The organism is Lewinella sp., from assembly GCF_050633125.1.
Taxonomy (GTDB): Bacteria; Bacteroidota; Bacteroidia; order Chitinophagales; family Saprospiraceae; genus Lewinella.
In genome coordinates this window covers 1-16462 of the sequence record NZ_JBOEFX010000079.1, presented here as the reverse complement: position 1 = coordinate 16462, position 16462 = coordinate 1, and the positions used below count along the sequence as shown (strand labels likewise).

The following is a 16462-nucleotide window of genomic DNA, read 5'->3' as shown; positions in this document are numbered from 1 at the left end:
AATTCACTAAAAAGCCCGTGTTCGACCTCTTACCTCAGCAGCACCACATCCCCCTTCAGCACAATCACCTCGCCAGTGATCAACCGGACCTCGGCAAAGTAAACGAAGACCGCGGCATTCATCTCTTCACCATTGAGCTTGCCATCCCAGCCGTAGAGCGGGTCGTTGGGTTGGAAGGGGCCCTGAATATAGACTTGGTTGCCCCAGCGATCAAAGATCTGGAATATTTCGATTTCAGCGACAGATTGATCCGCGAAAATCATTAGGATATCATTCGAACCATCACCGTTTGGCGAAAATGCAGAAGGAATGTAGACATTGATATCCTGCTCTACGAAGATGCGTTTGATATCACTGACGGTACAGCCGTTGGCATCCCACAATTCCAGTTGGTAAATGGTCGTTTCCGTGGGTGCTGCGTAGGTAATAAAGGTATCCGGTTGGCTAAGTCCGTCGGTCGGTGTCCATTGCCACGAAGTAGGAGTGAAGTCAATAATAGGATCAATCAATATGCTGTCACCTAGCTGTATGGTCTCGTCCCCTCCCAGCTCTAATTGCAGCAGTTGCCCTTCCGGAACGCCAGCATTCACCATGATCTGACAATCATTGGCATCCTGAATATATACAGTGTAGCTACCGGCCATCAAGTCAGGCAATAGGGTAGGGAAGGCCCCTAGACCGCTAAAGAACTCGTTGTCCAAGCTATATTCGTAGGGAGGGCTTCCTCCAAAGACCGTATCGATGGTAATGCTCCCGGTATTACTACCGAAACAACCTGCGGAAGCACCGAAAAGTGAAGTTTCAATAGGCGTTGGTGCCGTAATTTCGATATCCGCTACCTGGGTACAGCCGGGCAAGTCGGTCACCGTTACGGAATAGCCCCCCGCAGGAAGATTATTAATACTAGAGGAAGTTGCCATCGTATTCCACGCGTAGGTAAATGGGCCAATGCCCGACAATACATCCACGGTCAGAATACCGTCTTGCTGACCGGCACAACTGATACCCGTTCCTCCACTGCTATTCGTAATGGCCACATCAATGTCCAGGTTACTAGAGCGAATCAGGCGCTGGTCGTCTTCAATCCTTACCGGGCAACCACTCGCGCTGGTCACGGCATCGAGGTCAATGACGATATCATTCCCATTGCCCATACCTACATTAATGTCGTAAGTGCCTTCGTTCAAGTCATCCAGCATCAAGTTGAAACCGGTAGACACGGAAAGGGAGACATCAAATTGATCATTACCCACCAAGGTGAAAGAAGCAGGAAGTGCCTGGTTACTACAAATCACGGTATCTGCTCCCAGGCTGGCAAGTAATTCCGGCCGGAAAGTAGCGGTAACAAGAATAGTGGAGTCGCATCCGTTAGCGGCCTCATTTTCCAGAATAACGATGCCACTATTGTTTAGTGCATCAAAGGTTTGGTTGCCAATGGTCAGGCTTTCGCCGAAACAAAGTAATGTATCCAGATCGTTGAGGCTGCTAGGAAGGAAGGTTAAATCAACCACGACTGTTGAGTCACACCCATTGGTGCTGGCCGCAGGTAACACGACCATACCGCTAGCGTTGGCAGCATTGAAGAGGCTATCTCCAACCATTATCTCTTCGCCAGCACAGAAAGTACCTTCTAGCAAGCTCTCCGCCGGCGGGTGGAAGTCCAGGTCAACCTGAACAAGCGAATCACAACCGCTACTTGCTCCGTTAGGGATAAGGATGTCGTAAAGGCCGGGGTCGCGTAGAATGCTGTCCCCCACCATCAGTGAATCGCCCAAGCACAAGACCGCATTGAGCGGATTAGGTACCAATGGAACGAGGTTAAGCGTAACAACAATCAATGAATCACAGCCATTAGCGGCCTGGTCAGGTAATTCCAAAATATCTACGAGTCGATTTTCATCGAATATTTCTCCGGCAATAATTAAGGTATCTCCCGCACATAGGTCATCATTAATATTATTGATACCTGTAGCTAGTTCTGTAAGGTTAACAGTGATGGTTGAGTCACAGCCATTGCTACTGGCATTGTCCAATACGACCACGCCACTGCTGTTGCCTACAAAGAATTCCTCTCCTCCATAGGTGACGGTATCTCCCAGACAGATATTATCTTCGATCAAAAGCGTACTCGCCGGGAAGAAAGTTAGGTTTACAACCACGGTACTATCACAACCACTGCTTGCAGCACTTGCTAAAATCACCTGGCCACTTGGATTATTTACATCAAAAACTTCTGTACCAATGGTAACGGAGTCTTCCAAACAGATAGTAGTGGTTAGGTTACCAATTGCTGGAGGTAAATAACCAAAGGTAGTCGTGTCAGTCAGTGTACTTTGGCAGGTAGCGTCTTCGAGTAAGGTAAGCACTACTTCAAAATCGCCAGCCGGAATACTTTCATTGGCTGGGCAAATAATCAGGCTATCTTCGGTTTGATTAAACGTCTGTTGTAGGCTGGTTGTATTTCCACCAAAATTGATCTGATAATAGAGATCAAATGGCGCAGTACCCACAAAACTCAGCGGCAAAGCATAGCAACTATCGGCACAAATAATTGCACCCGCTCCGCTGGTCATCGTCGGGTTGGCTTGGCCATCTGCCAAAGTGGTCGTCGCAATGGCTTCACAGCCCGCAGCATCGGTCACAGTTACGCTGTACATGCCTGCTCCCAATCCTGTTTGGTCACCAGTAGGGCCTTGGCTGTCTAGCGAACTATCACTCCATGCAAAGGTGTAATCCGGGGTGCCGTTGATCAACTGAATGCCAATAGCACCATCCATAACACCATTACAACTAGGGTCGGTACCCGAGAGGACGATGCTGAAATTACAGGTGTTGCTGTCTGTTAAGGTAAAGCTGCAAGTTTCTTGGCAGCCGTTACTATCCTCTACCGTGATGGTATAGGAACCAACACTCAGGTCTGTTATAGAGAAAGTCCCCGGCGTATTGACCGTAGCCATTCCCATGACGGGCCCATCCCAGCTGACGGTGTAGGCGGGGCTTCCTCCTGAGAGGATCACATCCACACCACCATCGGTACTAAGAGGCGTTGTAGGCTGAGTAATCTGCGAGCAATTCAGGAAAACCGCTGGAGGGTCAACCAGTGTGAGGCTTGTTGTTTCTACACACCCTGCTGCGTCGGTAACGGTTACTTCGTACAGTCCCGCAGCAACGCTTGTATGATCTTCTGTACCATCAAAGGCATCAACATTCCAATCGATACTCACGATGGGGAAGCTGCTATCGATGAATAAATCGAGGCTTCCGGTTGCTGAACTGGCACAGTCTGGGTTGGTGCCTTGTAAATCCAGTGCGAGATCGCAAGTTGCAGCACTCAGGATCGCCATGCAGCTTGTTGTACACCCGGCGTCGTCTTCTACTGTAATCGTATAAGTACCTGCTCCAAGGTTATCAATAAGGAAGTTGCCCGCTGTTGCGAGGTTACCAGAACCGTTTGTTGGGCCAGTCCAGGTGATAGTGTATGGAGCCATACCGCCGCTGGTGGCCAGGTTGATACTGCCGTCCGTAGCGCCTGCATTACTCGGGTTGGTCGTTGCCGAGCAATCGAGCACAATTGCCGGTGGGCCGGGCACGATGAAACTCAAGGTTCCAATACAACCGGCGCCGTCTGTAACCGTTACACTCAGAGAGGTGCCGGCAGTAAGCCCCGTAGCGGTATCCATCCCATCAAAGGTGTCGTCACTCCAGTTGAAAGTATAGCTAGGTATTCCGTTATCAGGTGTTACTGTGACAGAACCATCAGCGCTGTCGCTACAAGTCGGAGGAGTCCCGTTTTGGCTGAGGGTTATCGAACAGGGAGGTACTTGTAAATCAACGCTACAGGTTGTGGTACATCCATCAGGGTTCGTTACCGTAATTTGGTAGATGCCCGGAGGTAGGTTGTTTTGTGTAAAACTGTTGGGAGGCATTGCGTTTTCCGTAATCGTACCAGCGTTTCCGGCACCATCATCATAAGCAACAGTATAGGGGCCGCCAGGGCCGTCATTGATGGTAATGGTCAATGCGCCATCCGTAGCAGCAGGTCCGGAAGGTAGATTTGTCGCAGCGCAGTTGATTGCGTAAGCCTCGGGATCCGTAAGGGTAATGCTAGCCATTTCCACACAGCCCAATTGATCAACGACGGTGACATCATAAGTGCCTGCCAGTAGGTTGTTGGCAGTGGTCAACCCGTCCAGGTTGTCATCGTTCCAGTCGATCGCGGTAATCGTTTGGGTACCGGTAATTTCAAGGTTAAGGGTGCCGTTTGCTGCTCCTGCACAAAGGGGATCGTTACCTGTAAGGTTAAGACTGAGGTCACATGTTGGGTCAATGACAAAAGAACAACTTTGGCTACAGCCATTGTCATCGGTAAGGGTAAAGGTATAGGCACCGGGCGGTAAGACGGCCGTGTCCCAGAACCCCGGGTTGTTTTCAGTAAAGCTGATGTTCACGGGCCCTGCCAAGTCCAACAGGTAAAAAGGAGTACCTCCATCATAAGTAAAGGTGTAGCTGCCAGGGCCACTTCCCTCACCCGTCGCGTTGGCGCGGCAATCAAGTGTGAGAAGAGCAGGCTCGGCAATGGTAGCAGTTTGTTCAAAAGTACAGCCATCCATGTCTGTGATAGTCAGAGTGTACATGCCGGGAGCAAGGCTATTCAACTGATCTAGTCCATCGTATTGATCGTCTGACCAATCGTATTGATAATTGGGAACCCCATCATTGATTACAACACTGATGCTTCCATCATCTGCGCCGTTACAGCTTGCGTCGGTAGGCATTAGCGAAAAGTTGAGGACACAAGTGGTAGCTTGGATGGTGAACATGCAATCCGTCACACAACCATTGTCATCAGTGATGGTAATGGTATAGTCACCGGGAATCAGGTTGCTAAAGGTATAACTGTTTGGACTCAAGTCGATTAGGCTGGCATTAGTTGGCCCGGTAAGTACTGCATCATACAATGGGCTGCCGCCACTAATGTCAAAGCTCGCCTCTCCATCGTTTGCACCGGCTGAGGTCTCGTCATTGACGACCATGCAGGTTAGATCAAGTACAGCAGGAGCTACAAGGTCGATATCGGCAAAAGCCTCGCAGCCGTTTCCATCGGTAAAAGTAAGGGCATAAAAACCGGGCGAAAGGTTCGTCAGTACCTGTTGGCCGTCATAAGTGTTGTTGTTCCAATCAAAGGTGTAGGGCATTGGTCCGGTAACGGTCACCGAAATTTCTCCATCTGTAGCACTGTTACAGCTTATTGGGCTATCTAGGTTAATAGTAGCCTCCGGCTGGTCGAGTACAGTGAGGGTGACTTCTGCGGTTTCGGAAACGCAGTTGCCATCGTCGATAGCGGCATAAACAATGTCGTTTCCACTGGTATAGCTGTTTGAGGGGGTAATGGGGTTGTTACCAGCTTGGTCGGTAAACCAAAGCACGGTTTCACCTGAGTTTCCATTAACCGTATCGTCGGCTAGTGTTAGGTCGAAAGTCGCTTGTCCACTTCCGTCGTCACAAGCTTCCAGGCTTGCTGTATTGGCCGTGGCTGCGGTGCCAATGGTAATTGTTTCGGAAGGCCCCGGAGCCAGCGTGAATGTACATCCAAAGCTGGAGGTGATTTCGTTAATGCTAAAGGTGGTTGTTTCCGTTACGGAAAAAGTCAACTGGTCGAGGTTGGTTACACCATTATTAGTAGAAACAGTAGTGCCTCCACCGTCGGTAATGAGGAGGTCAAAATCGTAAGCATCACCATTGGGTAAGGAAAAAGTAAGGGTGACATTTTCAGGATCACAACTATTGGTAATATCGAGGCTAATGTCTACGGGGTCTGGCATTTCATCAATGAGTAAAGTCACTTCTACGGGATCGGAGAAACAACCTCCTCCGCCATCAACAACAGCATAGATTATTGCTGGCCCGGAAACATAGCTGCCGGGGTTGTTAATCTGGTTGTTAAGCGCAAGGTCTTCGTAAAATTCTACAGGATTACCAGAAAAATCATTGATGATGTCTTCCAATGAACTTAGATCGAAGGTTCCTTCTCCAAAAGTATTTCCACATGCTGTGATACTGGCGGGAAAAGCATCGGGAGCATCTTCGATATCAATAATGTATTCTTCGCCGGGGGAGAAGATGACTTCACAGAAAGCAGGCCCTGGGCCGGTAACACTATTTAGCACAAAAATGTGGCTTTCGCTAATGTCAATATCGAAGTTGTTGTCGCCATCCATGCCGGTAATGGTGATGTCGTTGACTGGCCCGGCACTTACAGGGCCATAGCTGACTTCGAAAGTATAGTCGCCAAATGGATTGGCAGGAGTGTTGATCGTTACCTCTATTGTAGCATTGCCACAAGCACTGGAAGGTGAAAAAGACAGGAATAGATCATTGGGATCAATGGTGATCAAGTTAAGGGTAACCTCAGAAGGAGCGGAAATACAGCCGCTACCATCATCAATTACAGCGTAAACGCTGCCTGCATTGGAGGTGTAATTGGTTGGCGTAAAAATTTCAGTATTGAGACCCAAATCTTCGTAAAAAATAACCGTTCCGGGTTGGCCATTCAAGATGCTACCTTCTGCGTCCGTTAGGTCAAAAGTCCCCTGCCCGGAACCATCGTCGCAAGCTTCTAGGCTGGCATCCTCGGGGGTAGCACCGCTGTCTACAATTAATTCTAGTTCTGCAACCGAAATACAACCCGCACTACTCTGAACACTGGCATAAAGGGTAAGGTCACTGGCGGTGGTCACATCACCAATGATAGGAGAATCACCGCTAGCTGCATCGGTTGGGTTATTGTGATAAGTCACCGTCCAATCGGGATCACCGCCGGTGATTTGGCCATCGGCGTCGCTGGGCGTAAAAGTAGCCATGCCGTTGCTAGCTGGGCATTCCGTGAGCATCGCATCGTTAGGGTCAGGGTATTCGTTAAGGTCGATAGAAACAGGAACGATATTACTCTCACAGCTGCCATCTGTAATGGTGGCATACACGGTAGTCTGGGAATTATTGATGAGTGTGAAAAGGTCGCCAGGGTCAGTTGGATCAAGAGGATTGTTTCCTGCCATATCAAAAAACCAGTTGACGGTCACCGAAGGATCAAAGTTGGTGATCTCATCGAGAATATCATCCAGATTTAGAATTTCCCCGGAAGGAGGAAAGAGGCTATAGCAAACGATAAGTGGAGAGGGCGGGTTGATCGTTAGCGGTGGTGGTGCATTAATCGTTACACTGGTGGTTGCAAAACACCCGCTGTCGGCATCATCCTGCACAACGATGTCATAAGTGCCCGGCATTAAACCGGTAAAGGTTCCAGACGGCTGAAAATCGCTGCCGTTGTTTATGGAGTATTCAAGGTCACCACTGAGGCCACTTCCTGTTGCATCTATAACGATCTCGCCATCATCGCTATCGCTACAGGTAAGGTCTACGGTCATTACATCATCAATGTTGACCATACAGTTGGCGCAAACAGCGGGGATTGGGATACCATTATCGTTGGCTTCTTGTTCGGTGTAGCAAAGAATGGTAATATTGTCGATCTCCATCCATTCGTTAGTTGCCCACATGGACATGGTAATGACAATGTTAACATTACTGGGGTCAGCTCCGGGTTGATTGACGCAAAGAGGGTCGGATTCTGCCGAGCCAGAGGCGGCCGCATTACAATCGAGACCTAAGACCACATTGTCATCACTTACACTTCCTGTATTAATTTCCCAGGCAAGAAAGTCCCAACAGTTATTACAATCTGAATTCGAGATCGCATCCGCAGGGTCTCCGCTACACCCAGGAGGTCCACTAAAGGCACATTCGTCAGCACACTCTAAGTTTCCTGAACCACTGTAGCCTATTGAATTATAGTCAAACTGAAAAGTAACCAATAGGCATCCTGTTGCGTCAATTCCATTGGCCGTGAAAAATGCTGGCCCATTAGTATCGTTACCACGCATTTGTCCTACGCGTGTTTCAAAGAAATCACCAGTAGGTATACAGTCGGGGCAACTTGTATTCCAAGTATAGCCCTCTGCACTCGTTCCAGTGGTAGCCCCATTGTACTCAGGCCCAGCTACGGGCTCAAAGTCTTCCGAAAAAAGGACAGTCTGACTGTTGATGGCATTTAGAAAAAAAGTCATCAATAGAACGAGAAAAATAGTACGCAAAAATATCATGCAATCAGCATTTTAGCGGTTTGTAACAAGAGGGCTTCCTGAGGGATTCCCTTATTGGCACGGCAACGGTGTAGAGACGGTCGCTTTATAAATCCCAAGTAAGCTCGGGGTTTTATGAGTTTGAGTAGTAAACCGGAATAGAGTAGTAGTACAAAGTCGTAAAATTAAAGAACTAAATGATTTGTTCAGTGGAATTCTGCATTAATAGAACTTTAATTAACACAAATGACGACGAACTTTACGTTGATAATATTTTTTTGTTAGAAAGACACAAAAATATAATCTAAAGCCTTATCTTTGCAGCCGCTTTAAAAATACAGCTTTGAGATGCGCGGGTGTCTTAAGGTCTAAAAGTAGACAGGGCTATGGATTCGCTCCAACCGTACATTCTCCCGCTCAAAGGTTTAGGTGATGGCTTACACAAGTTTGACTTTCTGATTGATGGTGATTTTTTTCGGGCTTTCCCGGATTGTCCTGTTGAAGAAGGCAAAGTTGAACTAAAGGTGACCATGGATAAACGGCCTCGCTTGCTGGTATTTGACTTTTCTTTTACAGGATGGGTCAAGTCTACTTGTGATCGTTGTCTGGTTCCGATAAACTTGCCAATAACTGGTGAAAACCGATTGTTGGTAAAATATGGAGAAGCCGAAGATACAGTAGATGATGAAGACGTGGTCTATATTCCATTAGAGACATCTAAATGGAGTTTGGCGCAATATGCTTACGAGTATGTGCTGTTGGGCTTGCCTATCATCCAAGTATACGCCTGTGAAGAGGATGAAAATCCTCCCTGTGACTTTGATACGTTAGATCGTTTGGAAGGTACAGGAAATGATGAAGCGGAAGAAAACCCAAGCAACCCATTTAGGGATGCTTTCAAGGACTGGAATAAAGAGTAAAAACTCTTATCCGTCTTTATTACTGAACCATATAAGAAGTTGCCCGACGAGTTTGGGCAAAGCCGATAAAAACAAGAGAAATGGCACATCCTAAAAGTAGAATTTCCAAGCAGCGCAAGCGCAAGCGTCGTACTCATTACAAAGCTGACGTACCTCACGTAGCTACATGTAAAGTTACTGGTGAAAGCCACCTACGTCACCGGTCTTATTCTGATGCTGAGGGTAATACTTATTACCGCGGTAAGGTTTTAATTAAGGCCCCAGAACTCGATTAAAGGCGGTGCTGCCATCGAGGCAGTGTACTGTTTTGCAAAGCAATGCATCGCTGTTTCGTGTAAAATATTTAGAGCTCCTACCTGTCATTGTTCAGGTTAGGAGCTTTAGTCGTCTAACTAATACCAGCTTAATAAAATATAAAATTTTATGAAAACGATTATCAATACCACCAACGCTCCCTCTCCGGTAGGCCCTTATAATCAAGCTACTGCCCACAATGGTACGCTTTATGTTTCCGGTCAAATTGCGATTGAGCCTGCTAGCGGAGAATTGCTTACCCGAACTATTGAGGAAGAAACCCATCAAGTGATGAAAAACCTGCAAGCTATTTTGAAAGAGGCAGGTCTGACATTTGAAGATGTACTTAAATGCTCTGTTTTTGTAGGGGATATGAATAACTACAGCCGTATCAATGCTGTTTATGCTACTTATTTCAATGAGGACACGGCTCCTGCTCGTGAATTGGTAGAGGTCACCAACTTGCCTAAATTTGTAAATATTGAGATCTCATTACTGGCTGCGATGAAGTAGCATCTTTTGAGTTAACACGCCTCAATACTGTTAGGGTCTTAATCTTTGTACTACGCTAATTATGAGCACGATTTTATCGGGTATCCAGCCCACGGGTAATCTTCATTTTGGCCGTTATTTTGGAGCTATCCAAAACTGGATGCGATTACAAGAGAAACATGATTGCCTTTATTGTGTGGTGGACTATCACGCAATGACCATGCCTTTCCAGCCCCAGAAATTACGCCAAAATAGCTGGGAACTCATTTTTAACCTGTTGGCTATCGGGATTAAACCCGAGAATCTTTTTATTCAATCCATGGTCCCAGAGCATACCGAATTGAACTGGGTTTTGAATTGTTTTTCAAGCTATGGGCAATTGACCCGCATGACGCAGTTTAAGGACAAAAGCTCCCAAAGTGCCGATAAGTCAGAAGGGTTTATTAGTGTAGGTTTGTATACTTATCCTGTTTTGCAAGCCGCAGATATCCTCATTTATCGGGCAACCAAGGTACCTGTTGGCAAAGATCAGGAACAACATCTGGAACTTACTCGCAACATTGCTCAGCGTTTCAATAACATTATCGGTAAGGAGTACTTTGAACTTCCTGAACCACTGTACACAGAGATTCCCAAGGTGATGTCTACTGCTGATCCTACGATGAAAATGAGCGCGAGCAAAGGGGATAAACACAATATCGACCTCTTTGCCGACCCTGCACGGATTCGAAAGCAAATCCGCTCTGCGGTAACTGATACCGGAGACACTCCCGCAGGAACGATGAGCCCAGGTGTAGAGAATCTTTTTAGCCTGCTAAAGGCTGCTGATAATATAGAGGCCTATAACAGCTTGCAAACTGATTATGCTGCTGGAGCTCTGAAATACGTCGATCTAAAGGAGGCAGTAGGGGAGGCCCTGGTCGCTATCAGCACCCCAATACGTGAACGAAAAGCCGAGCTGCAGGCCGATAAAAAAGCGGTAAAAAACCAAATCAAGGCCAGTAGCACCGAAATTCGCAAGCGTGCACAACAAACGGTCAAAGAGGTGAAAGACTTGGTGGGATTGGCTAATGTGAGGTTTTGATTTGTGGTGAAAAGGTTTTTAGCGTAAGGCAAGGTGCAATAAACGGTCTCTCTGGTAATGTACCACCGTTTACACGCTTACACTTTTCCAACCCTTACATTGGCATACCCCCCATTTATGGGGTTTTAAACATCCTTATATCTCCCTACATTTGTAGCAGATGATGTATTAATAGAAATCTCGAACCACTTTTAGGTGACTAAGTCACCAACTAAACTCCAGTAAATTTAGCGTTCGAATTTCTCTCTCAATGTTTATTTACGGCTTCTTCCGCCCGGAAGAAGCCGTAATTGTTTTTGTACCTTTGCGAGGCAAAAGCAATACATAAAATCATGTCAACACTTAAGGTAGGTATTGTTCAACAAGCGAACACGGATGATCGTGCGGCTAATGTTGCAAAAAGTGAAGCTGGGGTACGCCAATGTGTGGCCCAGGGCGCAGAATTAGTCGTACTTCAAGAACTCCATTGTGGCCTGTATTTTTGCCAAACAGAAGAGACAGTCGTCTTTGATCAGGGAGAGACAATTCCTGGCCCAAGCACGGATACTTTTGGAGCACTTGCCAAGGAATTAGGAATTGTGCTTGTTTTATCACTCTTTGAGAAAAGGGCACCAGGCCTTTATCATAATACTGCGGTGGTGCTGGAAAAGGATGGTAGTATTGCTGGCATTTATCGCAAAATGCACATTCCCGACGATCCTGCTTATTATGAGAAGTTTTACTTTACGCCTGGTGATCTGGGGTTTGAACCGATCGATACGTCGGTCGGTCGCTTGGGGTTACTGGTCTGTTGGGATCAATGGTATCCTGAAGCCGCTCGCCTAATGGCCCTGGCAGGGGCAGAACTTCTTATTTATCCTACTGCTATCGGGTACGAAAGTACGGATGAACCAGCAGAACAGCAGCGTCAATTCGAGGCATGGCAAACTATTCAGCGTGGGCATGCAATTGCTAATGGGCTGCCCGTAGTTGCGGTCAATCGCACAGGCTTTGAGCCTGATCCATCGGGGCAAACCAATGGTATACAGTTCTGGGGGCAAAGCTTTGTGGCTGGACCACAAGGTGAACTCCTCTACACGGCTCCAGCAAGCGAAGAAGTTAATGAAGTGATTACTATCGACCGCCAACGAACGGAGGATGTGCGCCGTATTTGGCCTTATTTCAGGGATCGCCGGATTGATGCTTACCAGGATTTAGTAAAAAGATATATTGATTAGACTTTGTTTTGCATAATACCTCATTGAGGATATCCTGTAAATATAATTTTCCGCTTTAGGGGCGTATGCCCTGTAGATTTGTCTTTCACTTGATAAAATCGTTGGCTGCTTTAAGGAATGCTAGGATAGCGTCTTTAAACAGCATTTTACCCCACCAATCTTTTTTCCCCATACATCTCTCAATATTAGATGAGGCTTCGGTTGTAGTATAAAACGTCGAATATACGAGGAGTAATAAGCTTACTCAACACACTCGCAAGACTAATTTTTAAGACGAAAAACAACTACAATGAAAAGGTTTCTAGCTTTAATCGCTTTTATTGGCCTTTCTACAGCTCTATTTTCTCAACCATGTACAGGATTAGGTGGGGCACAATCAGGGTCTACGATTGTCTTTGGCAATCCGGGAAACCTGAATGCTTCGGTTCCCGGAATGACTGCTGGAGATTACGCTCTGGTTTACGTATGTGCTGGCAACACTTATACATTCTCTACTTGTGGAACACCTCTAGGAGATAGTGAGATTTCAGTGTTAGATGATGCAGGAATGATCATTACGGGTATTGCAACAGATTTCGCCGATGCCAATACTTGTGGCAACCACGAAACCTTGGTTTGGACAGCTCCTGCTGCTTATGCTTCTGGGGGGTATGTTCAAGTCGTTGTTTCGCAACAAACGTTAATCAATGGGCCTTGTCAGGGCGGTATTACTGAACCAATGGCAGATTTGACAATTATGGCCTCGGCTGCATGTTCTCCCGTAGGAGCGGATTGTCTTAATCCTTATACTGCTGCGTTTCCAATTTCAGAATCAGGTTTAACTACTTGTGGTTTTGGGAATTCTTATACCACTTCCAATTGTGGTGATGATAACTATTTGAGCGGAGAAGATTTTGTCATTTCTTTTACTGTCCCAGGAGGCAGTGGTGGCTGTTATACCATTGATGTAACAAACTCTTCTACCTATACCGGAATCCAAATTTTGGATGGTTGCCCGGATGCTGGTGGCTCCTGCATTGGTTTTGCTGGTTCTGCTGCTGCTGATCCTTCTCTGCAAGTCAACTTAATGGATGGCGCTAGTTATTTTATGGTCATTTCTACTTTTCCACTTCCTGATTGTACTGGCTTCGATGTGGATATGAACCTTTGCCCTGATGGTACTGACTGTGGCTCTCCTTTTGTCATTGCCTCCGTTCCTTTTTCACAATCCAATAGCACGGAAGGCTTTGGGAATGATTATGGCATGGCACCTGGTTGCGATGTGGATGACGACTATATTAGTGGAGAAGATTATGTCATGGAATTTACGCCCTCTAATACAGGGTGTTATGATCTGAGTTTAAGCAACGGAGATTCCTATTTAGGGCTGTTCGTATCTACTACTTGCCCACCCTCCAACTGTGATGCTTACGCAGAAAGTGGAGCTGGCAACAGCCTACAGACCAACGTTTATCTTGATGCTGGAACGACTTATTATATTACTGTATCCACTTGGGATTCTCCGTCGTTTTCTCCCTTTGATTTTGACATCATGGAATGTACAGAAGATGGAGAAGATTGCAACGCACCGGTCACTTTAACGCTAGGGAGTACTTCCTCTTTATCAACCTGCGCAATGGGTGACAACTACGATGATAACGATGCTTGTGGGAGTCTGTTTATGAATGGTGACGATATCGTGATGGAATTCACCGTGCCCTCGGATGGTTGCTATGATATTGAAGTTTCAAATGCTTCTAATGCGGCAGCTAATTTTGGTGCATTCGTTTTGGATGGTTGCCCGGATGCCGGCGCAACGTGTATTGCTCAAGACGAAGTAGTTGGCGGAACACCGACGGTAACAGCTAATTTAACTGCGGGTACTTATACCTTAGTAGTTGCCACGGATGCTTGCTCCGATTTTGATGTTTTGGTGAGTTCAGTTCCCTGCCCTGCGGGGGCTAACTGTGCTAATCCATTTAGTGTAAGTCAGGGCAGTAACGGCCCCATAGATATGGCTGGCTCAGGGGATGATTACGAAGACACCGATGCCTGTGGTGGTGATTATCTGGGCGGAAATGATTTTGTGATGACCTTTGTGCCTGGCAGTACGGATTGTTATTCCTTTACAACCAGTAGCGCAGCCGGGTTCAATGCTGCCGCAGACTTAGGTCTATTTATCTTGGATGATTGTCCTGATGTTATCGGAGCCAATTGTTTGGCATTCGATGAAGTGGATAATGGTTTCCCAATGACGGACGCTTACCTCCAGTCTGGCGAGACGTACTATATCGTCGTTGGTGCGATTGAAGATGATATTATTTTCGGACCAACGCCGAGTACTACCATCTTTGACTTAGATATCAGTTCTGGAGGATCAAACTGCCCTCCAGGAGCTAATTGTGGCAACCCTGCTATCGTCAGTACGGGTTTCAACGGTCCGTATGATGCCTGTGGTGCAGGAAACGATTATGACGATACGGATGGTTGTATGAATATTTATATGAATGGAGAGGATTTTGTCATGGAATTCACGGCACCTTCGGATGATTGCTACGATTTTATTGTCAGTGGTACAGGGAATTCTAACCCAGCAGCGGATGTAGGGTTATTCGTTTTGGAAGATTGCCCCACCGCTTTTGGAGTAAGCTGCCTCATACAAGAAACACAAAACAATGGCTTCCCTATGGGAACAGCGCCTTTGGTAGGAGGGCAGACTTACTACATCATTGTTTCGGCCATTGAAACCCCCTTAAATTTACCTAGTTGTACAGAGTTTGAACTCACCATCAACGCCGGAAGCTCCAACTGTCCGGTGGGTGAAACGTGTAGCAATGCCCTCGATCTTCCTTCTTTAGGAAGTTATTCGGGCTTGACGAGCTGTGGTGCGGGCAATGATTATGACCAATCGATGGCCACGAATTGTAGTGGCGGCGCTGATGTCTACTTGGATGGAGAAGATTTTGTCATGACTTTCACTCCCTCTTCCTCCGGTTGCCATAATTTTCAATTTTCTAATCCAACCGACCCGGATGCGGATTCTGGTGTGTTTATTTATGATGACTGTCCGGATAGTAACCCCAGTTGTGTTGGTTTTGCAAGTTCAGAAAATGGTGTTCCAGATAATGTCATTACGGAATTGGTAGCCGGACAGACCTACTATATTGTATTTTCCGCCATTGATTTTGTCAATGCCGGTGGCACTGGTGTTTATAGTGCAAGTTGTAATGGTTTTGATCTGGATATCGTGGCTTGTGATCCTCCCCAACCCGTGCAGGACTGTATTGGTGCTATTCCCGTTTGTGATGGAACTTACTTCTACGATGATGGATTCTTGGGGGATGGTAATGTAAATAATGAGTCTCCTGCGGGTAATTGCCTGCTCGATAATGAGCTAAACAGTGTGTGGTTTGTGATTACTATCGATCAAGATGGCAATTTCAACTTCCTGATTACGCCAGAAAATGGTTTGGATGACTACGATTTTGCGGTTTTTGATATTACTAACGGAGGTTGTTCAGGTATTAGTAGCGGAGCGAGCCCTGAGTTGAGTTGTAACTACGCTATTTCTCCGGGTGCCACCGGAGCAGGCCCTGCCCCTGGACTTAATTCTCAGGGTGCCGATGGGCTTTTGCTGAATGGTACTATTCCCGTAACTGCCGGACAAACATTAGTAATTCTGGTCAGTAACTTTAGCTCCTCTAATGATGGTTTTACTATAGATATAGGCTCATCTCCTGACGTTACGCCTCCCACATTTACTAGCGTTACTGATCCCGTAACTTGCGGTGCCACTACTCTTGATGTAGAGTTTTCTGAACCTGTTGATTGTAGCACCTTTGCTCCCTGTGATTTTACGGTAGTTTTCCCGGATAACACCACTCATGCTTTGACAGATGTAACCAATGGCTCTGGTTGTGGTTCTGGAGATCCTTTTGAGCAAAACTTCACTTTTACGCTCGCCGACGCAATGCTTCAAGACGGTACTTATACCTTACAAGTAGGCAGTGGTTGCAACGGTATTGAAGATAATTGTGGGAATGTGCAAGACGATACCTCTATCACTTTTGAAGTAATGGGTATTACTTGTACCGTTGTGAATCAAACCGATGAAACTTGCGGTAATGGTATGGGAAGCCTTGAAGTTTCTGCTTCGGGCGGAACATCATATACTTATACCTTGGATGGTGGAACACCCCAGGGGACAGGTGTCTTTACTGGTTTGTCTGCTGGTACCTACACGATTGTAGCAACCGACGTAAGTGGTTGTACCTGCCAATCAATGGTGACGATAATGGATGCTGGAACACCACCCACAATCGACAACATTACGGCTAC

General features: G+C 46.6%; 7 protein-coding genes. 6 read left to right on the top strand and 1 reads right to left on the bottom strand.

Features of this window, described 5'->3' with window-relative positions:
• Positions 1-29: 29 nt before the first annotated feature.
• Positions 30-8159, bottom strand: coding sequence for a gliding motility-associated C-terminal domain-containing protein (locus ACRBG0_RS17270; RefSeq protein WP_431488113.1), 8130 nt, complete (start codon positions 8157-8159; stop codon positions 30-32).
• A gap of 365 nt (positions 8160-8524) precedes the next feature.
• Between ACRBG0_RS17270 and ACRBG0_RS17265 the strand changes: the two genes are divergently transcribed.
• The 6 genes from ACRBG0_RS17265 to ACRBG0_RS17240 form a co-directional block, all read left to right on the top strand.
• Positions 8525-9058, top strand: a complete 534-nt coding sequence (locus ACRBG0_RS17265) for a YceD family protein (RefSeq protein ID WP_431488112.1) — start codon at positions 8525-8527, stop codon at positions 9056-9058.
• 80 nt (positions 9059-9138) lie between these two features.
• Entirely contained in the window at positions 9139-9333 is a 195-nt protein-coding gene (gene rpmF, locus ACRBG0_RS17260) for a 50S ribosomal protein L32 (RefSeq protein WP_020538999.1), read from the top strand.
• A gap of 148 nt (positions 9334-9481) precedes the next feature.
• Complete coding sequence (locus tag ACRBG0_RS17255) at positions 9482-9865, top strand: Rid family detoxifying hydrolase (protein ID WP_431488111.1); 384 nt, start codon at positions 9482-9484, stop codon at positions 9863-9865.
• A 61-nt stretch (positions 9866-9926) separates the two neighbouring features.
• Positions 9927-10928 carry a tryptophan--tRNA ligase gene (gene trpS, locus ACRBG0_RS17250; protein WP_431488110.1) on the top strand — a complete coding sequence of 334 codons (1002 nt, stop codon included), beginning with the start codon at positions 9927-9929 and terminating at the stop codon, positions 10926-10928.
• Between the two features lie 332 nt (positions 10929-11260).
• Positions 11261-12145, top strand: coding sequence for a carbon-nitrogen hydrolase (locus ACRBG0_RS17245; RefSeq protein WP_431488109.1), 885 nt, complete (start codon positions 11261-11263; stop codon positions 12143-12145).
• 289 nt (positions 12146-12434) lie between these two features.
• Positions 12435-16462: hypothetical protein (locus tag ACRBG0_RS17240; RefSeq protein WP_431488108.1), on the top strand; the 4028-nt coding region annotated here is incomplete at its 3' end.

Coding starts and splice junctions, on each gene's coding strand:
- ACRBG0_RS17270 (WP_431488113.1), bottom strand. CDS start 8,159: ATGATATTTTTGCGTACTATTTTTCTCGTTCTATTGATGACTTTTTTT.
- ACRBG0_RS17265 (WP_431488112.1), top strand. CDS start 8,525: ATGGATTCGCTCCAACCGTACATTCTCCCGCTCAAAGGTTTAGGTGAT.
- rpmF (WP_020538999.1), top strand. CDS start 9,139: ATGGCACATCCTAAAAGTAGAATTTCCAAGCAGCGCAAGCGCAAGCGT.
- ACRBG0_RS17255 (WP_431488111.1), top strand. CDS start 9,482: ATGAAAACGATTATCAATACCACCAACGCTCCCTCTCCGGTAGGCCCT.
- trpS (WP_431488110.1), top strand. CDS start 9,927: ATGAGCACGATTTTATCGGGTATCCAGCCCACGGGTAATCTTCATTTT.
- ACRBG0_RS17245 (WP_431488109.1), top strand. CDS start 11,261: ATGTCAACACTTAAGGTAGGTATTGTTCAACAAGCGAACACGGATGAT.